This window comes from Streptomyces sp. NPDC006711, from assembly GCF_042869775.1.
In the GTDB taxonomy this organism is placed as follows: Bacteria; Actinomycetota; Actinomycetes; order Streptomycetales; family Streptomycetaceae; genus Streptomyces.
In genome coordinates, this window is sequence record NZ_JBIAGO010000002.1 from 215,029 (window position 1) to 234,641 (window position 19,613).

Here is a 19,613-nt window from a genome sequence, read left to right on the forward strand (position 1 = left end):
TCTGCGGGGCCATGAAGACGACACGCATCGCGGGTCTTGGCCTCGCCGCGGTCCTTTCATGCGCCGGCGCCCTGCTGTTCGGCGTCGGCACACCCGCGAACGCCGACACGGCGGATCTGACGTTCAGCACGGACACGGCCTCGGTCACACCCGGCTCCACCGTGGACCTGACGATGACGCTCACCAACACCCAGTCGACCGACGTCAAATTCGTCTACCAATCCATCCAGCCGACCTGGGAGACCAGCCACCAGAGCGGTCTGAAGTACTCGCTTGCGTCCTGCCGGACCCAGGACGGCCCCTGCGCGGACCCCGGCACCGGCAATCTGGCCCTCAGCTACGCGCCGCCGCTCGCCCCCGGCGAGAGCCGCACGGTCACGCTGACCTACCTCGTCGCCCCGGACTCCGCGTGCGGGCGGGACCTGGGCTTCTCCTCCTACCTCTACTACGAGTACGGCGCCGGCCTGTTCTCCACGAGCGACACGTACTGGAGTCCGGTCGTCCGCGTGGAGTGCCCGGCCGCGCACCCCTGACCCGGCAGACGCGTGGCTGTGGCCCCGGCGTCACCACCGGGGCCACAGCCAGTGCGCGTACCGCGCGGCCACCTCGTGATCAGCGCGGCACCTCGTGGTCAGCGCGCGGCCCGGCGGAACCTCCGGTAGAGGACCCCGCCGCTCAGGATCAGCGCGGCCGAGGCGGGAAGCGCGAAGCCGAGCCCGTCGGCGCCGGTGTGCGCGAGGGCGGCCCCCTGCGTCTGCGGCGGCGGCGCCGGGAGGGCGGGAGCCGCGGGCGCGGGCGGGGCGGGCTTGGGCGCGGGGGCCGACGGCGGCGGTGTGGGGCGGTGCCGGACCGGCGGCGTCGAGTGGTTCGACGCGCTGTTGCCGAGGGCCGGACTGCCCACGCCCACCAGACTGACGGAGTTGCCCGCGATGTTCACCGGCAGGTCCACCGGCAGCTCCAGGCCATTGCCGGAGAGCAGCCCGGGCGAGCCCTTTTCGACCCCGGACGCGGAGGCACCCCCCGCGTTGCCGCTCCCGGAGGTTCCCGCGTGCCCCGGACCCGAGCGGGCGCCCCGGTGGGCGCCCGAGGCGTTGGCGCAGGTGTTGCCCGCGGCGGGGTTGAGCAGCCCGAGCACATCGACGGTGTTCCCGCACACGTTGACCGGCACGTTCACCGGAAGCCGCACCGCGTTGCCCGCAAGCAACCCTGGGGAGGAAGCGGCGCTCCCGTCGGCGCTCGAGTCCGCGTAGGCGTAGCCGGTCGCTGCCAGCACTCCGCCTGTGGCCACCGCCGTGACCAGGCCCTTCATGGCGACCCGTCTCATTGGTTTCCTGCCTTCCGGAGTCGGTCGCGGACCACACGCCCGCACCGCCATCAACGTGGGCAGGGCCAGATGGGTTATGCCCAGTACGTCTTTCACCCCATCGAGTGGCCTGATTTTCGATTGCGTCAGTAAGTGCCAGATACGTAAGCCCTATGTCGTTATGTACGCATGTGCGGTGCCAGCCGGGGCCTCGCGCGCGCGGCCGAAGAGGCCGGGGGGCGCCCCGGGTTCCGCGCGCGCCCCGTGACAGGATCGTCCGAAGGCCGGCGGGAAGTCCCTGGCCAGGGCGGTTGTGGGGGTTCATGGTGCGCGGGGAGACGGAAGTCCGGTCAAGGCCGGCGGAGCCGGCGTCGGAGCGCGCGGTCGGCGCGCGCCCCCTCGCGGCCCCGGCCGCCGAACCGCCGCGCACGACCGAACACGGCCTCACGCGTTGCGTACGTTTCCTCCGGCGGAACCTGCGCCGCGAGTTCCACGCCGTCGTCGTGGAGCCGGTCCGCGCCCTCGTGCGGCACGGTCTCTTCGGTGTCCCGGTGGCGGTGTTCGCCTCCGTGGCGGTCCTGGTGCTGCACGCGGTGGACCAGTCCCGCACCGGGGCCACGCTGGTGCGGCTGATCTCGCACGTCCGGGGCGACATCCCGATCCCGCTCGTGCTGCTGCGTACGCCGCTCTCGCTGTTCGTCCCGGCGCGCGACCTGCCCGCGCTGCCGGGCATCCCCGTGCTGTTCCTCGGATTCGCGCTGGCTCAGCTGGTACTGGGCCGCACCCGGACCCTGGTGGTGGCGTACGCCGTCTCGCTCGCGGGCACGTTCAGCGCCCGGGTCATGATCGCTGTTGGGCCCCGGTGGTGGGGCCTGCCACCGGAGGCGGCCCATGTGATCGACACCGGGTCCTCCGCCGCCGTGGTCGGCCTCTTCGCCCACATAGCCGTCCTGAAGCGGGCGCCCGTCCTGTTTCTGTGCGCCGTGGGCCCGACGGTGCTGCGGTCGTTCGAGAAGCCGAATCTGGCGGGCCGCGAGCACATCGTCGCGATCACGTTCGCGGTGCTACTCGGCCTCCTGGCCGCCCGCCCCCCGCGATGGCCCGCGTGGCTCGCTCCGAGGCTCGCGACCTGAGAACGGCGGGGCCCGACGCACCGGCCGTGGCGCGCTCACTCGTCCTCGTTGCCCCCTCGGCTGCACGCCACCACACCGGCGACATCGGCGAACCGGGCCGTCAGCGCGCCCGGATCGCCCCGGCCGACCGCCGAGATCAGGACCTCGCCCATCTCCCCGGTGCCGCCCGGCCTGAGGATCTGGAGCCCCGCCACGGCGAACCCGGCGCGCTCGCACTGCTCCATGAGTTCTCGCAGCAGCCCGGGCCGCTGTTCGTACGCGATCCGGAAGCTCGGCGCCACCGACCGCATCGCGGGCAGCCGGTGAACGACGGGACGCACCACATAGGCGGCGACGAAGTACGCGGCCGTCGCCAGGATCGCGAGCAGCGGCAGACCGGCTGCCGCTGCGGCGCCGACGGCGGCCGTCAGCCAGATCGTCGCCGCCGTGGTGAGGCCCTGCACCGATCCCCGGTGCACGAAGATGACGCCGGCCCCGATGAAGCCGACCCCGGACACGATCTGCGCGGTCACGCGTGACGGGTCCAGCTCGATGGTCCCGGAGTGCAGGACGTCTCCGAACCCGTACTTGCTGACGAGCGTGAACAGGGCCGATCCGACGCCGACCGTCGTGTACGTCCGCAGCCCCGCCGCCTTCTGACGGATCTCGCGTTCGAGACCGATGGCCGCCGACAGCAAGAACGCCAGGCCGAATTCACCGACCTGGAGCCAGCCCTGCCCGGACGGCTCCACCGCACCGACCGCAAGCACCATCCCGTGCCCCTTCCCACTCAGCCCTCACCCACAGCGCGTGAACAGGCTCTCCCTACCCATGGAGCCACACTCCATGACGTCCCGCGCGCACGAAGGGCGGGCCTCCGGGCCGCTCTGCGGCGGCACGGAGACCCGCCCTGATCATGGACTCCCATACGGCGGCCAGGGCATCCCGCTCCCCCGGCGCCTTCGACGACCGTCACCGCGTCACGGCCTCGGGGCCACCGGCGCGAAGACGCGCGCATCCGACGGATGACGGACGCGCGCATCGCCGCCGCGTTCGTCCGTCAGGCGGTGAACCCCCCGTCGACGTTGATCGCCGCTCCGGTGATGTACGCCCCGTCCGGGCTCGCCAGATGGGCCACGGTGGCGGCTATCTCCGCCGCGCCCGCATAACGCCCCAGCGCGGTGAATCCGGCGATCGCCGCCGCGTTGGGCCCGTCGGCGGGGTTGGCGTCCGTGTCGGTGGGGCCGGGGTGCACCACGTTGACGGTGATGCCACGCGGACCGAGCTCCCTGGCCAGGCCCTTGGTCATCCCGACGAGCGCCGTCTTGCTCATCGAGTAGAGGGCAAGACCCGGGAAGACGGCGCGCTCGGCCATGTTGCTGCCGATACTGATGATGCGGCCGCCCTGGCCCATGTGCCGGGCCGCTGCCTGGGACGCCAGGAACGGCGCCCGGATGTTCACCGCCAGAGTGCGGTCGATCTCCTGGGCCCCCATGTCCTCGAGGGGGCCCACGAGGAACGCGGCGGCGTTGTTGACCAGCACATCCAGCCGGCCGAACGTCTGGACGGTCTCCTCCACCGCCGCGGTCAGCCGCTCGGGCACCGCGCAGTCGGCCTGGATGGCCAGCGCCCGGCGGCCCACGGCCTTGACCCGCTCCACCACTTCGGCGGCGCGCTCCGCGTTGCTCTCGTACGTCAGCGCCACATCGGCGCCCTCTTCGGCCAGTCGCAACGCCACGGCAGCGCCGATGCCCCTGCTGCCGCCCGTCACCAACACCACATGTTCTTCAAGTCGGTTCATGAGTAAGAGCATCGCGTCGGCCGCCGCCGAGAGCTGGCGCCAATCGGACCTCACGTTCGGCCCTGTGCGGGGGCAACATCGACGGAGCCGAACCCGCCGCGCGCAGGGGTGGCCCGATACTGATGGCGTTCTCCCACGAGGCCACCTCCGGAGCCGGCCAACCGGCCCGCGCCCGGCGACAACACACGATGAGACGCACGTGCAGCGTCACCGGAAGACACCCATCGTCAGATCGCAGCCGACCCGAACCTGCGCCTGTACGCCGAGGGCGTGATGCCGGTCTCGCGGCGCATCAGCGCGCGCAGATTGGCAGCGGTGCCGAGCCCGCTGCGTCGCGCGACCACCTCGAACCGGGACTCACCTCGCTCGATCAGCCGGCACGCCAGAGCGAACCGTTCCCCCGTCAGCCACGCCAGCGGCGTCGTGCCCAGCTGCGCCTGGAAGCGTCGATGCAGAGTCGCCGGGCTGACGGCCGCACGCGCCGCGAGGCCGGACACGGTGAGGGGTGAGTCCAACCGTTCCTGGGCCCAGGCCAGGACGGGCGCCAAGGACTCGTCCGGCAGGTCCGGCATGGGACGCTCCACGAACTGCCGCTGCCCGCCGTCCCGGTGCGCCGCGAAGACCAGCCGCCGGCTCACGGAGTTGGCGACCTCCGCGCCGTGGTCGCGGCGGACCATGTGCAGCCCGAGATCGAGCGCGGCCGCGCTCCCTGCCGCGGTGAGGATGTCTCCGTCATCGACGAACAGGACGTCCGTTTCGAGCAGGACGGAGGGGAAGCGGGCCCGGAAGGAATCCGCCCATTGCCAGTGGGCGGTGGCCCGGCGCCCGTCGAGGACTCCGGCCTCGGCCAGTGTGAAGGCGCCGCTGCACAGGCCGACCAGGCGTGCGCCACGGGAGTGTGCCCGGCGGATGGCGTCGAGTACCGCTGGGCGGCGGGGGACCTCGATGTCCGGACGGTTGGGGACGATCAGGGTGTCCGCCGCGTCGGCCGCTTCCAGGCCGGCGACTCCCGTGAGGGTGAAGAATCCGTCTCGCATCAGAGTGCGGGGCTCGGGGGAACAGAGCGCGAAGTCGTACAGCTCACGCCCGATCTCCGGCCTGCGCAGACCGAAGACCTCGGTCACACAGCCGAGCTCGAAGGGGTTGGAGTTCTCGTCCACGATCACGACGATCCGGTGTACGCCCGCCGTGTCAGCCGTATGCGAGGATTCTTTCGCCATGTGCGATTCCTAGCACTCACGGCGGCTGTACGGAACAGCTCAGGATGAGCCCATGAGTAGCGAACCCATTCCCCTCAGCAAGGCGCTGGCCTCCTTCGACGCCCTCTGGAGCCCTCGTATCGTCATGCGCGTCAACAACTACGACGTGCGCGTCGCCAAGGTGGAGGGCGAACACATCTGGCACGCCCACGACGACACCGACGAGTTCTTCCTGGTGCTCGAAGGCGAGCTGCGCATCTCCCTGCGTGAGCCCGACGGGGAGCGCACGGTACTGCTCCCGCAGGGGGCCGTTTTCACCGTGCCCAGAGGCACGGAGCACAAGCCGTTCGCCCCGTCCGGCGCCGCGATCCTCATGTTCGAGCCCGCCGGGACACCGACCGTGGGCGACCGCCACGACGAGATCCCTCAGCATGTCGACTCAACGACCGGGCACGCCCTCACCACCTGACCGGCACTCGATCCTCGGCGGTGTCCGGATCGCGGTGGTGAGGTGGCGGCGGACGACCGGGCCGAATCGCCGGTCCACCTGGCTGTTCAGCACGGCGGCCAGCAGGAGGGAGAAGGAGAGGCCGACGGCGATCGAGGGGAGCAGACCAAGGGCCGGTACGCATCGCAGAACGCCCCGGGTGACGGGTATGCCCAAGCTCTGGTGCACGAGGTAGAAGGGGTAGGTCAGGGCGCCCGCGTACACGAGGAGGCGCCCTTGGACGTGGCGCAGCGGGCCGCAGGCCAGGACGAGCAGCGCCAGGAAACCGGTGAGGACGGCCGCGCTCGGCCCCCAGGTGGAGGTGGGGTGTGCGGCGACGCGGTCCTCCAGGACGGTCAGGGTGTAGCACCAGGCGAAGCCGGCCAGCAGCCACAGCAGCAGGTCGCATCCGAAGCGGTGCATGAGGTAGAGCGCGATCCCGGTCACGAAGAGGCCCGCGTACTGGCTCAGCAGGAACTCGTCCACGGCGCTGGAGCGCAGTTCACGGCCGGTGGAGGCCAGTACGAGCCAGAGGAAACCGAAGGCCACGACGCGCCGGTAGGTCAGACCGATCAGCAGCAGGGCGCCCATCAGGAGGTAGAAGCGGGCCTCCACCCACAGCGTCCAGGCGACGCCCGCGGTGAAGTCCACACCCAGTGGTCGCGGAATCATGGTGAGGTTGCCGAGCGTGGTGCGCAGATCCGTGGGCGCGCCCGACCGCTGGCCGATGAGTACGGTGGCGGTGCCCGTCACGACGATGATCAGGACGACGGCCCAGTACAGCGGGAAGAGCCGGGCGATGCGGGAGACGGCGAACCCCGCCGGGGTGCGGTCCCAGCAGCTCATGCAGATGACGAACCCGCTGATCAGGAAGAACGCCTCGACACCGAGCCAGCCGTAGCCACCGGCCGCGTGCAGCAGCGGCGCCGCCCGGGGCAGGTCGTAATTCTCGCCCCAGAAACGAGGGGTGGGGGTGCCCAGGTAGTGGTAGGCGGCCACGCCCGCCGCGGCGAGCAGCCGCAGCCCGTCGACGGCGGCCAGCCGCCCCGCCCCGCCCGGCGACGCGCCGGACAGGCGTCGCCAGGCGGCCCGGGGAAGACGGCTCATGCTGCCCCGCACGCCGCCGTGCGGGGAATCGGGCGCGGGCGCAGACGCGGGCATCGGGGCTCCAGAGGTGGGGCGGCCGGACGGGAGCGGGCCGCTGGCAGGCGAGAAGGCGGGAGAAGGTGAGCAAGGCGCGCGCCGGGCACCGCAACGCGCGCTCCCTCAGGCGGTGTTGATCCGGTCGACGTCGCCGGTACGGCGCCGCAGCCTCAGGACCACGGCGGTGACCGCGAGGGCGCCGATGAGGGTGAGGAGTTCGTCGGTGCGCACCCATCCGGAGAAGTACAGGATGGCGATGAACGGCGTTGCGGCGGCGGCGAGTTGGCCGGTGGTGCGGATCGCGGCGAAGGCGGGGCGGCCCGCGAGCACCAGGGCCGCGACGATGGGGACGCCGAAGCGCCACGGAACGCGCAAGCCGATACCGAGCGGGTCGCTGACCACGAGGGCCGCCACCAGGAGAACGGCCCACACCGCGAGCGCGACCACCCCCGCCGCTCCCCGCGCACGCCGGGCCGGGCGCAGATCCGGCGGACAGGCCAGCGGCAGCGCGGCGACCACGACCGGCGCGAGAAGGAAGCCCACGAACTGCCCGCTCACCTCGTCCGGGGAGGGCCAGACGGGGTGGAGGAAGCTCACCGAACCGACCACGGCCCCGGCGGTCGCCGCCAGCACGCCGGGGACGTAGCGTCCGGCCAGCGCCACCACCGCGCCGAGCAGGGTCAGCAGATAGCCGGCGTTCATGAGCGTCACGGCGTCGGCCACGGCCCCCACGCCGCGCATGACATACCAGTCTCCCGCGCTTCCGTTGAGGTTGAAGGCGGCGTACGCGGCCGTCGCGGCCAGAGCGAAGGGCGCGGCGGCCGCCATGAGACCTCCCCCCGCGTGGGCGGAGCCGATCCCGAGGCGCAGCCGCAGGGCGTGCGCCACGACGTCCGCAGCTTCACGGAGCCGGTCGCGTGGGCCGGCGCCCGCCGTCGCTTCGCGGTAGGACTCGGCTATCTCGTCGCCGAAAGCACGGCGGAAGCCGGCCGGGTACAGGCGCAGCAGTACGGGGTTCACGAGGTGGCGGCCTCACCGGTCACGCCGAGGCGCCTGGTGGCTTCGCGCGCGGTGGCGGCTATCCGCTTGGCCTCGGCGGCAAGGGCGGTGCGGCCGGGCGAGGTCAGTGTGTAGGTGCGCCGCAGCCGGCTGTCGACCACCTCTTCGCTGTGCACCTCGATCAGCCCCTGTTGCAAGAGGCGTTCCAGCGCCCCGTACAGCGTGCCGGTCCGCATCTTCACCCGCCCGCCCGAGATCACCTCCACCTCGCGCGCGATGGCGTAGCCATGGCGTGGCTCGTCGGCGAGCGCGGTGAGAAGAAGCAAGGTAGGTTCCTGCATGGCCCGGTCAGTCACGACACCACCATATGTCATTCACCGGCATATGTCGTGAGCGGCACCGCCCCGGCCGTGGCAGCGGGGGCGCGGGCGCGGGCGCGGGCGCGGGCGCGGGCTGCGCGACGGCTGGGCCCCGCGTGACCTCATAACTCCACAGCGGCGCCTAGGATCGACAACCCCCTACCGCTGGAACCACGTTGACCGTCGTCCTCAAATCCCTCGACCGCCAGCTGTCGGCGGACGCCAAGTACGGCGGTCGGTACGACGTGGACGCTGGGCGCTGCTCGAACAGTGGGGCGCGTAGGAGGAGTTGGCGCTACGGGCCGCCGAGCAGGCCGGCCTCGACTTCGGCTGGCGCGAAGTGGAGGGCCAGGACGGGCAGGGCGTGGTCGTCGACGGAACCGGTCGCCCACTCTGGGAGGGCGCCGTCCATCCACAGGACGGTTACGCCCCGTGCCGCCAAGGACCGGGCCGCGTCCTGCGCGAGCTGGCGGTGTGGCACGCGACGCTGTCCCGTCTCGACCCTTCCGAGGACGCCGACCGGGCGATCCTGCACCGCACGACCCGAGCCCGGGCCGCCGGCCGGGCCCGTACACCGCCGGAGCCGGACCACGAGCGGGCGCGCGGCCTCGGGGTGCGGCCCGCCGCCCGATGACGTGGCCTTCGGCAGCGGAACAGCTGCCGCACGACCACGCAAAAAGGCCGCTGACCTGGGATTTCTCCCGGCCAACGGCCTTTCCGACTCACGTCGGGACGACAGGATTTGAACCTGCGACCCCTTGACCCCCAGTCAAGTGCGCTACCAAGCTGCGCCACGTCCCGATGCCCGTCTGACCTGGGGTTTCCCCCGGCCGTTCGTGCATGAGAACCATACCGCACTCCGAGGGCGGACCAGGAACGGGGCACAATCGCCGTATGGACAGTTCTGCGGCCCGGGATCGTGACGCCGAGGGGCGGGCGCGCAATGCCCGGCCCCGGGACGGGCTCGGGCGGCCGTTGCCGTACGGCGCCGAAGGCGTGGCGCGGCAGCCAGAGGGCGTGACGCGCTCCCCCGAGGAGACGGTGCGCGAGGCGCAGCGGCTGCTGGCGGCGGGGATGCCCTTCCACGCGCACGAGGTGTTCGAGGACGCGTGGAAGTCGGGCCCCGCCCAGGAGGAGCCGCTGTGGCGGGGATTGGCGCAGCTCGCCGTGGGGCTCACGCATGCCGCGCGCGGCAACGCCAAGGGAGCCCGCTCGCTCCTTGAACGGGGTACGGGCTCGCTCGCCCGGTACGGGGCGTGTCCGGGCGCCCGGGACCATGGGCTGGATCTGGAGGGGCTTGCCGCGTGGGCGCGCGAGCTCGCGGGCCGGCTGCCGGGGCCGGTCGACGCCGTAGCCGACGCGCCCCGGCTCACCCGCTGAGCAGGATCACTTCGAGGGTGCGGGGTCCGTGCACGCCCTCCACCCGGTCGAGCTCGATGTCGCTGGTGGCGGAGGGGCCCGAGATCCAGGTCAGCGGGCGGCGCGGGTCGAGGCGTGACATGGCGCGCGGGACGGAGGCCACGATCTGCTCGGGGGCCCGTACGACGCAGATGTGGTGGTCGGGTACGAGGGTGATGCGCCGGCGCCCCTGGGCCGCTCCCGCGTCCAGGACGAGAGTGCCGGTCTCCGCGACGGCCAGGGCGCAGCCGGTGATGACGCTGTCCACGGCGTCGAGTTCGGCCGCCGTCGCCTCCGCGCGGTCCGCCACGCGTACGCAGTCGGTGTCCGCGAGCCACGCGTCGGGAAGCCCCGCAGGAACCAGGACGCTGTTCGCCCCGCGCGCCGCCAGCAGCCGCGCGACGAGCGGCGCCACTTCCGCCGGGTCCGCGCGGTGCACGAGGGCGCGGTAGTCGGCGAGGTTGTCGTGCAGCAGGTCGAGCAGGGCCGCCGGGTCGTCGCGGGTGTGGCTTGTGAGGTAGTCGCGGAGCACGGCGGGTGCCTCGGGCGCGCCGGCCACGGCGGCCCGGACCCGGGCGAGGACGCGGTCGCGTGAGCTCATGTGCGGTTCTTCTTCCACCAGTCACGGAAGGGTCGTGCGGGCAGCGGCGGCAGGTCGCGGCTCTCGGTCCAGGCTCCCGCGCCCGGAGGCCGCCCGGGATGCAGCGCGCGGGTCCTGGCCGCCGCCCGCTCCCCCGCCGCCAGAGCCGCGGGGTGGTCCATGACCCAACTGGCCGCCCGCATCACGGCCTTCTCCACGCGGTGTCCGCGCCCGCCTCGGTCCGCGACCCGCTCACGGAGGTGGACCAGGACCTCGGGGATGTCGATGGCGACGGGGCAGACGTCGTAGCAGGCGCCGCACAGGGAGGAGGCGTACGGGAGCGAGGCGTCGATCTCGCTCGCGGTGCCCCGGAGTTGAGGCGTGAGGATGGCGCCGATGGGGCCCGGATAGACCGAGCCGTAGGCGTGGCCGCCGGCCCGTTCGTACACCGGGCACACGTTGAGACAGGCCGAGCAGCGGATGCAGCGCAGCGCCTGGCGGCCGATGTCGTCCGCGAGGGCGTCGGTGCGGCCGTTGTCGAGCAGCACGAGGTGGAAGGTGCGGGGGCCGTCGTCGTCGGACGTGCCGGTCCACATGCTGGTGTACGGATTCATCCGCTCGGCCGTCGACGAGCGCGGCAGGGTTTGCAGGAAGACCTCCAGATCACGCCAGGTGGGGACGGTCTTCTCGATGCCGACGACCGAGATCAGGGTCTCGGGCAGGGTCAGGCACATGCGGCCGTTGCCCTCGGACTCCAGGACGACCAGGGTGCCGGTCTCGGCGACCATGAAGTTGGCGCCCGAGATGGCGACCTTCGCCCGCAGGAACTTCTCCCGCAGGTGCAGCCGGGCCGCCTCCGCGAGGTCGGCGGGCTCGTCGGTGAGGTCGTCGGGCGCGGGCCTGCCCCAACTGCCCATCCGCTCGCGGAAGATGGCGCGGATCTCGGCGCGGTTGCGATGGATCGCCGGGACCAGGATGTGCGAGGGCCGGTCGTCGGCGAGCTGGACGATGAGTTCGGCCAGGTCGGTCTCGTAGGCGTGGATGCCCTCGGCGGCCAGTGCCTCGTTGAGACCGATCTCCTGGGTGGCCATCGACTTGACCTTGACCACCTCGCGCTCCCCCGTGGCCTTGACCAGGCCGGTCACGATCCGGTTGGCCTCGTCCGAGTCGGCCGCCCAGTGCACGGTCGCACCGGCGGCGGTGACCTCCGCCTCCAACTGCTCCAGGTACCGGTCGAGATGGCGCAGCGTGTGGTCCTTGATCCGCTTGCCGGCCTCGCGCAGCCACTGCCAGTCCTCGAGTTCGGCGACGGCCTTGGCCCGTTTGTCGCGGATGGTGTGGGTGGCGTGGCGCAGATTGGCGCGCAGGGTGTTGTCGCGTACGGCGTCGCGAGCGGCCTCGGGGAACGCAGGGTGGTCGGGCGGGGGAAACACAGGGTGGTCGGGCGGGGGGAACGCAGGGTGGTCGGGCGGGGGAAACACAGGGTGGTCGGGCGGGGGAAACACAGGCATGCCGATGAAGGTGCCGCTCATACGTGGGGCTCCGCTTCCGTACGGAGAAGGATCTCGGCGATGTGGAGGGCCCGCGTCGGGGCGTCCTGGCGGTGCAGGATGCCGACGATGTGCATCAGGCAGGAGTTGTCGGCGCCGCACAGCACCTCGGCCCCGGTGGCAAGGGCGTTGCGCACCTTGTCGGTGCCCATCGCGGCGGAGACGTCGGGGTTCTTCAGCGCGAAGGTGCCGCCGAAGCCGCAGCACTCCTCGGCGCCGGGCAGTTCGCGCAGCTCAAGGCCCTTGACGGCGGCCAGCAGGCGGTGCGGGCGGTCGCCGAGGCCCAGCAGGCGCGCTCCGTGGCAGGAGGGATGGTAGGTGACGGTGTGCGGGAAGAAGGCGCCGACGTCGATCACGCCGAGCACGTCCACCAGGAACTCGGTCAGCTCGTAGGTGCGCGGCGCCAGCGCCTCGGCGGCCTCGGTCAGTTCCGGGTCCCCTCCTTCGGCGGCGGCCTTGCGGGCGATGCGGGGGTAGTTGTCGCGGATCATGGCCGCGCAGGAGCCGGAGGGGGTGACGATGTGGTCGTAGCCCGCGAAGACCCGGGCCATGCGGCGCACCAGGGGCTCGGTCTCGTGCCGGTAGCCGGTGTTGAACATGGGCTGTCCGCAGCAGGTCTGGCCGGGCGGGAAGTGGACTTCGACCCCGAGCCGTTCGAGCAGTTTCACCGTCGCGATGCCGGTGGCGGGATACACCGCGTCGTTGACGCAGGTGACGAAGAGTGCGACGCGCATGGTCGGAGGATATGCCGCCCACTCACCAGATCAGCGGGAGCTCTTCGGGCGAGCGGTGGATCATGGTGGGGCGCATGACCACGGGTCTCTCCTCGGCCAGGCGCAGTCCCGGCAGCCGCGCCGTGAGCAGTTCCAGGGTGACCCGCAGCTGTTCGCGGGCCAGCTGGGAGCCCGGGCAGCCGTGCACTCCGTAGCCGAAGGCGAGGTGGCGCGCCGGTGGGCGCGTGATGTCGAAGACGTCGGGGCGTTCGTGGCGGCTCGGGTCGCGGTTGGCGGAGCCGAAGGCGACGAACACCACGGCGCCGGTGGGCAGTTCGGTGCCGGACAGTACGACCGGCCGGGTCGTGATGCGGCGAAAGCCCTGGATCGGGCTGTCGTAGCGGGCGGCTTCCTCGACGGCGGCCGGAATCAGCTCGGGCTTTTGGCACAGCAGGTCCCACTGGGCCCGGTGGTGCATCAGGTGGAGCAGCGTGGAGCCGATCAGGGCGCTCGTGGTGAGGTGCCCGGCCAGCAGGAAGTTCTGTAGGTGGGCGACCATCTCGTGGCGCTCGTCGAGAGTGAGCTCGCCACCGCCCGGCTCGCCGGGGGGCACAAGCGCCGTGATCAGCGAGCTGCACAGGTCGTCCTCGGGGCGGGCGTGCCGCTCGCGCACATAGGTGTCCAGGAGGTGCTGCATCTCCACGACGTCGCGGGCGGCCGCGAGCTGGTCCGCCTCGGCCATCGGCCGGAAGAGCAGCTGCTCGGCGCGGTAGCCGCCGTGCACGGCGAGCGGGACGTCCGCCGGTGCGAGGCCGATCAGGTGCCCGATCACCTGGCCGGGGAGTACGAGGGCGAACTCGGCCATGAGGTCGGCGAAGCCCCGCTCGGCGAAGCTGTCGATGAGCGCGCCGGCCCGCTCCGCCGCGTACGGCACGACGGCGGCGACGCGGGAGGGCGAGAGGCCGTGCACGACCGGGGCGCGCAGCCGCTGGTGCAGCGCGCCGTCGGAGCTGACCACGACGGGGCGGCCGCCGAAGCCCCGGCCCATTTCGGCGAGCACCGTGGGACCCGGCAGGACGTCGGGGCGCAGCGCGTTGGCGGAGGAGAACGCCTCGGGGCGGCGCAGCACCTCGCGCACGTCCGCGTCGCGGGCCACCAGCCACGCGTCCAGCTCCGGTACGAAGGTCAGGCCCTCGGCGTGCCGGGCCCGCGCGTAGAGCGGATACGGGTCGCGCTGAAGCGCGTCGAGCCGAGCGTGCTCATGCCTGTCCACAGGGCCCATCGTCTATGACGCCCGGCCACATCGGAAGAGTGCCGCACTGGCGGAACGTGGCGCCCTGGCCGCCGGGGCCCGCGCGGGGACCGGCGGCGGGCGCGCGCGTCTCAGGCGTCGCGGTCGAGTACCCCGATCAGGCGGGTGACGGTGGCCGCCATCGCCTGCCGGCCGACCGTCAGATAGGTGCGGGCGTCGACCGCCTCGGGGTGGGCCGCGAGGTAGGCGCGGATGGCGTCGGTCATCGCCAGGTTCAGGGCGGTGCCGATGTTGACCTTGGCGATGCCGCCCGCGACGGCGGCCGCGAGGGCGTCGTCGGGCACCCCGGACGAGCCGTGCAGGACCAGCGGCACCTTCAGCGCGTCGTCGAGTCTGGCCAGCAGGGCGTGGTCGAGTTCGGCGGTGCGGGAGGTCATGGCGTGGGTGCTGCCGATGGCGACGGCGAGCGCGTCGACGCCGCAGTCGGCGACGAACTGCCGCGCCTGCTCGGGGTCGGTGCGCGCGCCGGGCGCGTGGGCGTCGAGCGGCGCCTTGCCGTTCTTGCCGCCGACCTCGCCCAACTCGGCCTCGATCCACAGGCCTTGGGTGTGGGCCCAGTCGGCGGCCGCGCGGGTCGCCGCCAGGTTCTCCTCGTAGGGCAGATGGGCGGCGTCGTACATGGCGGAGCTGAATCCCGCGTCGGCGGCTTGGCGCAGGAGTTCGTCCCGGGTGACGTGGTCGAGGTGGAGCGCGACCGGTACGGCGGCGGCCTCGGCGGCCGCGACGGCGGCGCGGGCCAGCGGCAGGACCCGGCCGTAGCGGAACTTGACCGCGTTCTCGCTGATTTGCAGGACCACCGGGGACTTGGCGGCCTCGGCGCCCGCGATGACCGCCTCGGCGTGCTCCAGCGTGATGATGTTGAAGGCCGCGACGGCGCGGCGCTTGACGGCGGCCTCGGCGACAAGTGTGCCGGTCCGTGCGAGTGGCATCTGTGCTTCCCCTTCACCTGTGGCGCGTTGTGCGGTGTCTCACCTGTGGAGCGTGGTGCGGCGTCTCCGCCTGTGCCGCGTTGTGCGGTGTCACCACCTGTGCCGCGTTGTGCGGTCGTGTCGTGCGGTGTCGTCCGCGGCTCAGGCGCCGTCGAGGATGACCGAGCGGGTGAGGTGGCGCGGGCGGTCCGGGTCGAGACCCCGGGCGGCCGCGACGGCGACGGCCAGACGCTGGGCGCGGACGAGTTCGGCCAGCGGGTCCAGGCGCCCCTCGATCCACAGCGCGCCGGTGGCGGCCACCTGAGCGGCGAGGCCTTCGGGTGCCTCGCCGAACATCCAGGTGGCGGTCGTGGCGGTGGAGATGGCAATGGGGCCGTGGCGGTACTCCATCGCCGGGTAGGCCTCGGTCCAGGACAGGGACGCCTCACGCATCTTGAGGGCGGCCTCCTGGGCGAGGCCGTTGGTCCAGCCCCGGCCGATGAAGGTGAACTGGGCCGATTCCACCAGGCCTTGGGGCAGCGGATCGGCCAGCGCGGTACGGGCGTCGGCGACGACCTGCTCGGTGTGCAGCCCGAGGTGGGCGCGGAGCAGGGTGAGGGCGGTGGTGGCGAAGCGGGTCTGGACGACCGACTCCTCGTCCGCGAAGTCGAGCACCACGATGTCGTCGGCGGCCCGCATGACCGGCGTCGCGGGGTCGGCCGTGATGGCGGTGGTACGGGCCCGGCCGCGCACCCGCGCCAGCAGGTCGAGCACTTCGGTGGTGGTCCCGGAGCGGGTCAGCGCGACGACCCGGTCGTAGGAGCGGTCCTCGGGGAACTCCGAGGCGGCGAACGCGTCGGTCTCGCCGAGGCCCGCGCTCTCGCGCAGGGCGGCGACGGCCTGCGCCATGAAGAAGGAGGTGCCGCAGCCGACGACCGCGACGCGCTCGCCGGGGGCCGGCAGGGCCTCCTTGTGCTGGACGGCCACCTCGGCGGCCCGCGTCCAGCACTCGGGCTGGCTGCTCAGTTCGTTCTCGACATGGCTCATCCGGGCACTCCCACCCTTGAGGTCACTGGACCTTGAGGTCACTGGACACTGATCACCTACGCGTCCACGTGCTTGTTTCTGCAAAATATAGCGAGATTTCGAGCACGATCAAGCATATGGACGTGCGCTAAGGTCATTACGGACGGTTACCGGTACGAAGAACGGGGATGCGGATGTCGCGCGACGCCCGCTGGCAGACGCTCCTTGAGCTGCTTGTGGATCAGGGCCGCCTCGACGTCGACGAGGCGGCGAGCGCCCTTGGGGTGTCGGCCGCCACGATCCGCCGCGACTTCGACCAGCTCGCCGAGCAGCAGATGCTGGTGCGCACCCGGGGCGGAGCGCTGGTGCACGGCGTCTCCTACGAGCTGCCGCTGCGTTACAAGTCGGCGCGCCAGGCGTCGGAGAAGCAGCGGATCGCCAGGGCCGTGGCGGATCTGGTGGCGCCGGGCGAGGCGGTGGGCCTGACCGGCGGCACCACGACCACAGAAGTCGCCCGCGCGCTCGCGGTGCGGCCCGAACTGGCCCATGGCGCACCGGCGTTGACGATCGTGACGAATGCGCTCAACATCGCCAACGAGCTCGCGGTGCGGCCGCAGTTCAAGATCGTGGTGACGGGCGGGGTGGCCCGCCCCCAGACCTACGAGCTCACGGGGCCGCTCGCGGGCGGCGTCCTGAACCAGATCACGATGGACGTGGCGGTGCTCGGCGTCGGCGCCTTCGACGTGACCCACGGGGCCTCGGCGCACGACGAGGACGAGGCAGGCATCAACCGGCTGCTGTGCGAGCGCGCCGAGCGGGTCGTGGTGGCCGCGGACTCGACGAAGCTGGGCAAGCGCTCGTTCGCCAGGATCTGCGCGACGTCCCAGGTGGGCACGCTGGTGACGGACACCGCCGTGACCGAGGAGACGGTCGCTCGCTTCACCGAGGCCGGGGTGGCGGTCATCGCCGTCTGAGGGAGCGTCAACTGGCCTACGAATACGTCGGGTTGACCCCGCGCCTCAGCCGATCCGCAGCGCCGGGAAGATCACGGCCTCCAGGAGACCGAGCAGGGTGTCCTCGCCGCGGAAGCGGTCCTCGAACAACCGCTCGATGCGCAACATGCCCATGATCATGGGGGCGACATAGCCGAGCGCGGGATGGTCCGCCGCCACCTCTCCGCGCTCGACGCCCCGTGCGAGCATCGCGTCGAGCGCGGCGATCTCGGGGTTCAGGACGGTCTCGCGCAGAGCTTCGCGCAGGTCGGGATGTTTGATGTAGGCCTGACCGACCGCTTCCATCAGCTCGGTGTCGGGGCCCTCGCGCCGGCCGACCGCACGGGCCGCCTCCCGCAGATCCCCGGCCAGGGTCCCGGTGTCGATGCCGGTGAAGAACGAGCAGCGCTTCGCGCCGAGCGCCGCCGTCACCAGGAGCGGCTTGTTCTTCCACTGCCGGTACAGGGTCGCCTTGCCGCACCGGGTGCGCGCGGCGACGCCCTCCATGGTCACGGAGTCGTAGCCGCCCTCTCTGAGCAGGTCGAGCACCGCCTCGTACAGCTCGAGCTCGCGCTCGGGGCTGATCTTGCTGCGGCGGGCAGCGGCCGTGGCGGCCTGCGTCGACATCGTCGCCTCCGAGGGAAGAACACGGGGTGCTTCTGCACGTACGAGAGTAGGCTCCGCTCAATCGAGACGCAAACGTATCGAGACGTTTGCGTCTCGATGAGTTTCGATCTAGCCTTCCTGTGTTCGCTTGTGCTTTTTCCACGTATCGATCCAGGTTCAAAGGGGCCGGAGCATGTTTGCCGGTATAACCACGGGGGCGCGTCGCCAGACCCGTCCCGCAGAACCGGAGACGACCGCTTCCCGGCCGCCCCTGGTGCGCGAGCTGCTGCTCGTGACCGCGCTCTTCCTCGTCTACAAGTTCGGCCGCCGGCTCGCGAACGGGCACGAGGCGAGCGCCTTCGACAACGCCGACCGCGTGTGGAGCTGGGAGCGCGCGCTGCGTCTGCCCGGCGAGGGCTCGGTGCAGCATCTGCTGCTGCACGGCGACACCCTGGTGAAGGCCGCCAACACCTTCTACGCGACGGTGCACTTCCCCGCCACGGTGGCCTTCCTGGTCTATCTGTACCTGCGCCGCCCCGGCCACTACCTCTGGTCGCGCCGGGTGCTCGCGGGACTCACCGCCGCCGCCCTCGTGCTGCACATCACGGTTCCGCTCGCCCCGCCACGCATGCTGACCACGGCGGGACTGGTCGACACCGCGCAGGTCTACGGGCCCTCCGTGTACGCCGCGACCCCGGACACCGACACCATGGCGAACCAGTTCGCGGCGATGCCCTCACTGCACTTCGGCTGGGCGCTGATGGTGGCCATCGGGCTGATCATGGCGACCCGGAGCCGCTGGCGCTGGTTGTGGCTGCTGCACCCGCTACTCACCCTCCTTGTGGTGGTCGGTACCGCCAACCACTACTGGCTCGACGCGATCGTGGCCACCGCGCTGCTGGGAGCGGTGCTCTGCTTCGTGCCCGCGCCCCTTCGGCCCGCACGGTTGCCTGCGGCATCCAAGTCGGCCGAATGGGCACGCGGGCCTCGGGCGGCGGCCGGTGTCGAGCGCCGGTCCAGGCCCGGGTACGCGCCGGCCCCCCTGCCCGGCGCCGAGGCCACCACGCCCGCGTCCCGGCAGACACTCACTCCCCCGCGCGCTCCCGCGCCCCAGCTCTCCGAGGCCGTGCGATGAACGAATCCGCGTTGCTCGCGATCCTGCTCTCGCTCGCGTCGGCCGCCGGTTACGCGCTGGCCGCCGTCGCGCAGTCCCGCCTCGCCGCCCAGGGCGGCAAGGGCGTCGGCCAGTTGCTCACCCGGCCGCTGTGGTGGTGGGCGGTGGGCCTGAACGCCGCCGGCGCCCTCATGCACGTGGCCGCGCTCCACTACGGCCCGCTCACTCTGGTCCAGCCGCTCGGCGCGCTCACCCTGGTCGCCGCGCTGCCGCTGTCGGCGTACTACGAGCGCCGCAGGGTCGGCCGGCGCGAGTGGCGCGGGGCGGCCTGGACGCTGGCCGGGCTCACCGGTCTGATCGCGGTCACCGGACCCGCGAGCCCCGGTGACGCGCTCAGCGTGAACGAGGCCCTTGCCATCGCGACGGGCACCGCGCTGCTGCTCGCCTTCCTGGTACGGGCCGGCGCGCACTCCGCGCACGGCGGCGGCCTCGGCCTCGCCACGGCGTCCGGTGTCGCGTCCGGCGTGGCGTCCGCCCTGACCCAGACGGTCACCGCCTCCCTCGCCAGGGAACTGCCCTCGGGACCGCCGGCCTGGTGGGGGACCACGCTGGTCGCCGTGCTGGTGGCGGCGTTCGCGGTCGGCGGGCTGCTGCTCTCGCAGGCCGCCTACCGGGACGGCCTCGCCGCGCCCCTGGCCGTGGTCAACCTCGCCAACCCTGCCGCGGCCGCGGTGATCGGGGTCGCGCTGCTCGGTGAGAGCTTCCACGGCGGCCCGCTCGGCTGGCTGACCGCCGCGGCGTCCGCGTGCGTGGCGGCCCGAGGCGTCCTCATGCTGACCGGCGCCACACCCCCGGCCCCGGCACTCGCAGCCACGCCGCCCCACCCAAACCACGCGCCGACACCCCCGGCGGACCTCCCGCCCACCCTTTCCCTGCCACCGCTGCCCCTGCCGCCGCTGGCCGGCGACGTGCACTCCACCGAACCGGCGGTACACATCCCCGCCTGAGGGC

General features: G+C 72.3%; 22 protein-coding genes and 1 tRNA gene. 8 read left to right on the forward strand and 15 right to left on the reverse strand.

Annotated elements, in window-relative coordinates; genetic code table 11:
- Positions 1–11: 11 nt before the first annotated feature.
- Positions 12–533: a hypothetical protein gene (locus ACFYM2_RS05060; protein ID WP_388456099.1), complete on the forward strand. Its 522-nt coding sequence runs from the start codon at positions 12–14 to the stop codon at positions 531–533.
- 98 nt (positions 534–631) lie between these two features.
- Here the strand turns inward: ACFYM2_RS05060 and ACFYM2_RS05065 are convergent, their stop codons facing one another.
- Complete coding sequence (locus ACFYM2_RS05065; RefSeq protein WP_388833437.1) at positions 632–1,324, reverse strand: chaplin; 693 nt, start codon at positions 1,322–1,324, stop codon at positions 632–634.
- 302 nt (positions 1,325–1,626) lie between these two features.
- Here ACFYM2_RS05065 and ACFYM2_RS05070 point away from each other — a divergent pair, with 302 nt between their 5' ends.
- The gene (locus ACFYM2_RS05070) at positions 1,627–2,436 is read left to right on the forward strand and encodes a hypothetical protein (protein WP_358993129.1); all 810 of its coding nucleotides are present in this window, start codon (positions 1,627–1,629) and stop codon (positions 2,434–2,436) included.
- A 35-nt stretch (positions 2,437–2,471) separates the two neighbouring features.
- On the opposite strand, the gene ACFYM2_RS05075 is transcribed toward ACFYM2_RS05070, so the two are convergent.
- The 3 genes from ACFYM2_RS05075 to ACFYM2_RS05085 form a co-directional block, all read right to left on the reverse strand.
- Positions 2,472–3,188, reverse strand: coding sequence for an MgtC/SapB family protein (locus ACFYM2_RS05075; protein ID WP_358993132.1), 717 nt, complete (start codon positions 3,186–3,188; stop codon positions 2,472–2,474).
- 287 nt (positions 3,189–3,475) lie between these two features.
- A complete protein-coding gene (locus tag ACFYM2_RS05080; protein WP_358993135.1) occupies positions 3,476–4,216 on the reverse strand; it encodes a 3-oxoacyl-ACP reductase family protein in 741 nt (246 codons plus the stop codon).
- Between the two features lie 227 nt (positions 4,217–4,443).
- On the reverse strand, positions 4,444–5,436 hold the full coding sequence (locus tag ACFYM2_RS05085; RefSeq protein WP_388833442.1) for a GlxA family transcriptional regulator: 993 nt from the start codon (positions 5,434–5,436) through the stop codon (positions 4,444–4,446).
- 52 nt (positions 5,437–5,488) lie between these two features.
- Between ACFYM2_RS05085 and ACFYM2_RS05090 the strand changes: the two genes are divergently transcribed.
- A complete protein-coding gene (locus tag ACFYM2_RS05090) occupies positions 5,489–5,884 on the forward strand; it encodes a cupin domain-containing protein (protein ID WP_358993141.1) in 396 nt (131 codons plus the stop codon).
- On the opposite strand, the gene ACFYM2_RS05095 is transcribed toward ACFYM2_RS05090, so the two are convergent.
- From ACFYM2_RS05095 to ACFYM2_RS05105, 3 genes are all read right to left on the reverse strand, one after another.
- Entirely contained in the window at positions 5,855–7,009 is a 1,155-nt protein-coding gene (locus ACFYM2_RS05095) for an acyltransferase (protein ID WP_358993144.1), read from the reverse strand. The genes ACFYM2_RS05090 and ACFYM2_RS05095 overlap by 30 nt on opposite strands.
- A gap of 159 nt (positions 7,010–7,168) precedes the next feature.
- Positions 7,169–8,065, reverse strand: a complete 897-nt coding sequence (locus ACFYM2_RS05100) for a hypothetical protein (RefSeq protein ID WP_388833445.1) — start codon at positions 8,063–8,065, stop codon at positions 7,169–7,171.
- Positions 8,062–8,385, reverse strand: a complete 324-nt coding sequence (locus ACFYM2_RS05105) for a PadR family transcriptional regulator (protein WP_388834231.1) — start codon at positions 8,383–8,385, stop codon at positions 8,062–8,064. The genes ACFYM2_RS05100 and ACFYM2_RS05105 overlap by 4 nt, the downstream gene beginning before the upstream one ends.
- Positions 8,386–8,692: 307 nt before the next feature.
- Between ACFYM2_RS05105 and ACFYM2_RS05110 the strand changes: the two genes are divergently transcribed.
- Entirely contained in the window at positions 8,693–9,037 is a 345-nt protein-coding gene (locus ACFYM2_RS05110; protein ID WP_358993153.1) for a hypothetical protein, read from the forward strand.
- A 93-nt stretch (positions 9,038–9,130) separates the two neighbouring features.
- On the opposite strand, the gene ACFYM2_RS05115 is transcribed toward ACFYM2_RS05110, so the two are convergent.
- Positions 9,131–9,204 (reverse strand) — tRNA-Pro (locus ACFYM2_RS05115).
- A gap of 93 nt (positions 9,205–9,297) precedes the next feature.
- Between ACFYM2_RS05115 and ACFYM2_RS05120 the strand changes: the two genes are divergently transcribed.
- Positions 9,298–9,783: a DUF309 domain-containing protein gene (locus tag ACFYM2_RS05120; RefSeq protein WP_388833448.1), complete on the forward strand. Its 486-nt coding sequence runs from the start codon at positions 9,298–9,300 to the stop codon at positions 9,781–9,783.
- On the opposite strand, the gene ACFYM2_RS05125 is transcribed toward ACFYM2_RS05120, so the two are convergent.
- From ACFYM2_RS05125 to ACFYM2_RS05150, 6 genes are all read right to left on the reverse strand, one after another.
- On the reverse strand, positions 9,773–10,402 hold the full coding sequence (locus ACFYM2_RS05125; RefSeq protein WP_388833451.1) for a lactate utilization protein C: 630 nt from the start codon (positions 10,400–10,402) through the stop codon (positions 9,773–9,775). The genes ACFYM2_RS05120 and ACFYM2_RS05125 overlap by 11 nt on opposite strands.
- Entirely contained in the window at positions 10,399–11,913 is a 1,515-nt protein-coding gene (locus ACFYM2_RS05130) for a lactate utilization protein B (protein WP_388833453.1), read from the reverse strand. The genes ACFYM2_RS05125 and ACFYM2_RS05130 overlap by 4 nt, the downstream gene beginning before the upstream one ends.
- Positions 11,910–12,665, reverse strand: a complete 756-nt coding sequence (locus tag ACFYM2_RS05135) for a (Fe-S)-binding protein (RefSeq protein ID WP_388833456.1) — start codon at positions 12,663–12,665, stop codon at positions 11,910–11,912. Before ACFYM2_RS05135 ends, ACFYM2_RS05130 begins: the two co-directional genes overlap by 4 nt.
- A 22-nt stretch (positions 12,666–12,687) precedes the next feature.
- Positions 12,688–13,917: a cytochrome P450 gene (locus ACFYM2_RS05140; protein ID WP_388833460.1), complete on the reverse strand. Its 1,230-nt coding sequence runs from the start codon at positions 13,915–13,917 to the stop codon at positions 12,688–12,690.
- Positions 13,918–14,027: 110 nt separating this feature from the next.
- Positions 14,028–14,885 carry a ketose-bisphosphate aldolase gene (locus ACFYM2_RS05145; RefSeq protein ID WP_358993171.1) on the reverse strand — a complete coding sequence of 286 codons (858 nt, stop codon included), beginning with the start codon at positions 14,883–14,885 and terminating at the stop codon, positions 14,028–14,030.
- A 141-nt stretch (positions 14,886–15,026) separates the two neighbouring features.
- Positions 15,027–15,911, reverse strand: a complete 885-nt coding sequence (locus ACFYM2_RS05150; RefSeq protein ID WP_388833463.1) for an SIS domain-containing protein — start codon at positions 15,909–15,911, stop codon at positions 15,027–15,029.
- A 173-nt stretch (positions 15,912–16,084) separates the two neighbouring features.
- On the opposite strand from ACFYM2_RS05150, the gene ACFYM2_RS05155 reads away from it, so the two are divergent.
- Positions 16,085–16,864: a DeoR/GlpR family DNA-binding transcription regulator gene (locus tag ACFYM2_RS05155; protein ID WP_388833466.1), complete on the forward strand. Its 780-nt coding sequence runs from the start codon at positions 16,085–16,087 to the stop codon at positions 16,862–16,864.
- A gap of 45 nt (positions 16,865–16,909) precedes the next feature.
- Here the strand turns inward: ACFYM2_RS05155 and ACFYM2_RS05160 are convergent, their stop codons facing one another.
- Positions 16,910–17,509, reverse strand: coding sequence for a TetR/AcrR family transcriptional regulator (locus ACFYM2_RS05160; RefSeq protein ID WP_350233746.1), 600 nt, complete (start codon positions 17,507–17,509; stop codon positions 16,910–16,912).
- A gap of 172 nt (positions 17,510–17,681) precedes the next feature.
- Here ACFYM2_RS05160 and ACFYM2_RS05165 point away from each other — a divergent pair, with 172 nt between their 5' ends.
- Positions 17,682–18,623, forward strand: coding sequence for a phosphatase PAP2 family protein (locus ACFYM2_RS05165; RefSeq protein WP_358993181.1), 942 nt, complete (start codon positions 17,682–17,684; stop codon positions 18,621–18,623).
- Positions 18,620–19,609 (forward strand): DMT family transporter, encoded by a 990-nt coding sequence (locus ACFYM2_RS05170; RefSeq protein ID WP_388833469.1) that lies wholly within the window; start codon positions 18,620–18,622, stop codon positions 19,607–19,609. The genes ACFYM2_RS05165 and ACFYM2_RS05170 overlap by 4 nt, the downstream gene beginning before the upstream one ends.
- Positions 19,610–19,613: the final 4 nt, after the last annotated feature.

What these genes read in the sequence shown, in the direction of transcription:
- ACFYM2_RS05160 (WP_350233746.1), bottom strand. Translation starts at nt 17,509, where the DNA reads ATGTCGACGCAGGCCGCCACGGCCGCTGCCCGCCGCAGCAAGATCAGC.
- ACFYM2_RS05080 (WP_358993135.1), bottom strand. Translation starts at nt 4,216, where the DNA reads ATGAACCGACTTGAAGAACATGTGGTGTTGGTGACGGGCGGCAGCAGG.
- ACFYM2_RS05075 (WP_358993132.1), bottom strand. Translation starts at nt 3,188, where the DNA reads ATGGTGCTTGCGGTCGGTGCGGTGGAGCCGTCCGGGCAGGGCTGGCTC.
- ACFYM2_RS05155 (WP_388833466.1), top strand. Translation starts at nt 16,085, where the DNA reads ATGTCGCGCGACGCCCGCTGGCAGACGCTCCTTGAGCTGCTTGTGGAT.
- ACFYM2_RS05085 (WP_388833442.1), bottom strand. Translation starts at nt 5,436, where the DNA reads ATGGCGAAAGAATCCTCGCATACGGCTGACACGGCGGGCGTACACCGG.
- ACFYM2_RS05165 (WP_358993181.1), top strand. Translation starts at nt 17,682, where the DNA reads ATGTTTGCCGGTATAACCACGGGGGCGCGTCGCCAGACCCGTCCCGCA.
- ACFYM2_RS05070 (WP_358993129.1), top strand. Translation starts at nt 1,627, where the DNA reads ATGGTGCGCGGGGAGACGGAAGTCCGGTCAAGGCCGGCGGAGCCGGCG.
- ACFYM2_RS05125 (WP_388833451.1), bottom strand. Translation starts at nt 10,402, where the DNA reads ATGAGCTCACGCGACCGCGTCCTCGCCCGGGTCCGGGCCGCCGTGGCC.
- ACFYM2_RS05120 (WP_388833448.1), top strand. Translation starts at nt 9,298, where the DNA reads ATGGACAGTTCTGCGGCCCGGGATCGTGACGCCGAGGGGCGGGCGCGC.
- ACFYM2_RS05150 (WP_388833463.1), bottom strand. Translation starts at nt 15,911, where the DNA reads ATGAGCCATGTCGAGAACGAACTGAGCAGCCAGCCCGAGTGCTGGACG.
- ACFYM2_RS05145 (WP_358993171.1), bottom strand. Translation starts at nt 14,885, where the DNA reads ATGCCACTCGCACGGACCGGCACACTTGTCGCCGAGGCCGCCGTCAAG.
- ACFYM2_RS05065 (WP_388833437.1), bottom strand. Translation starts at nt 1,324, where the DNA reads ATGAGACGGGTCGCCATGAAGGGCCTGGTCACGGCGGTGGCCACAGGC.
- ACFYM2_RS05170 (WP_388833469.1), top strand. Translation starts at nt 18,620, where the DNA reads ATGAACGAATCCGCGTTGCTCGCGATCCTGCTCTCGCTCGCGTCGGCC.
- ACFYM2_RS05135 (WP_388833456.1), bottom strand. Translation starts at nt 12,665, where the DNA reads ATGCGCGTCGCACTCTTCGTCACCTGCGTCAACGACGCGGTGTATCCC.
- ACFYM2_RS05105 (WP_388834231.1), bottom strand. Translation starts at nt 8,385, where the DNA reads ATGCAGGAACCTACCTTGCTTCTTCTCACCGCGCTCGCCGACGAGCCA.
- ACFYM2_RS05095 (WP_358993144.1), bottom strand. Translation starts at nt 7,009, where the DNA reads ATGAGCCGTCTTCCCCGGGCCGCCTGGCGACGCCTGTCCGGCGCGTCG.
- ACFYM2_RS05130 (WP_388833453.1), bottom strand. Translation starts at nt 11,913, where the DNA reads ATGAGCGGCACCTTCATCGGCATGCCTGTGTTTCCCCCGCCCGACCAC.
- ACFYM2_RS05090 (WP_358993141.1), top strand. Translation starts at nt 5,489, where the DNA reads ATGAGTAGCGAACCCATTCCCCTCAGCAAGGCGCTGGCCTCCTTCGAC.
- ACFYM2_RS05060 (WP_388456099.1), top strand. Translation starts at nt 12, where the DNA reads ATGAAGACGACACGCATCGCGGGTCTTGGCCTCGCCGCGGTCCTTTCA.